At 71.0% G+C, this 823-nt stretch carries 1 protein-coding gene; it reads left to right on the top strand.

The window, feature by feature from the left end:
* Nucleotides 1–823 (top strand): IS481 family transposase (locus tag ACI79P_RS21665; protein WP_456583125.1); only part of this gene is annotated, 823 nt, incomplete at both ends.

Genomic DNA, 823 nt, shown 5'->3' with positions numbered 1-823 from the left:
ATGGTCGACCGCAGCTCGCGGCCGCACTCCTCACCACGCCGCACGCCGCAGCCGGTGGTGCGCAAGATCGTGCACCTGCGGTGGAAGCAGCGGCTGGGCCCGGTGGCGATCGCCGACCGGGTCGGCGTGGCGCCCTCGACGGCGCACGCGGTGCTGCGCCGGTGCCGGATCAACCGGCTCTCCCACGTCGACCGGGCCACCGGGGAGCCGATCCGCCGCTACGAACGCGATCGGCCCGGTGAGCTGATCCACGTCGATGTGAAGAAGCTGGGCAACATCCCCGACGGCGGCGGCTGGCGCTACGTCGGCCGCGCCCAAGGCGACAAGAACCGGATCGCCACTCCGGGCAAGCCGCGCAACGCCCACCGCAACCCGAAGATGGGCACCGCGTTCGTGCACACCGTGATCGACGACCACAGCCGGGTCGCCTACGCCGAGATCCACGACGACGAGACCGCCGCCACCGCCATCGGCGTGCTGCGCAACGCCATGGCCTGGTTCGCCGCCCGGGGCATCACCGTCGAACGCGTGCTGAGCGACAACGGCTCGGCCTACCGCTCCCACGCCTGGCGCGACGCCTGCGCCGAGCTGGCCATCACCCCCAAGCGCACCCGCCCCTACCGCCCGCAGACCAACGGCAAGATCGAACGCTTCCACCGCACCATGTCCGACGGCTGGGCCTTCCGACGGCAGTACCTCAGCGAGTCAGCCCGACGCAAAGCACTGCCGGCCTGGCTGCACGAGTACAACCATCACCGGCCCCACACCGCGACCGACAACCGCCCACCCATCACCCGCTTGACCAACCTGTCCGGTCAGTACA

This window comes from Blastococcus sp. SYSU DS0510 (assembly GCF_054050835.1).
Note: the sequence above shows the minus strand (reverse complement) of the source record. Positions and strands in the feature narration are given on the sequence as shown.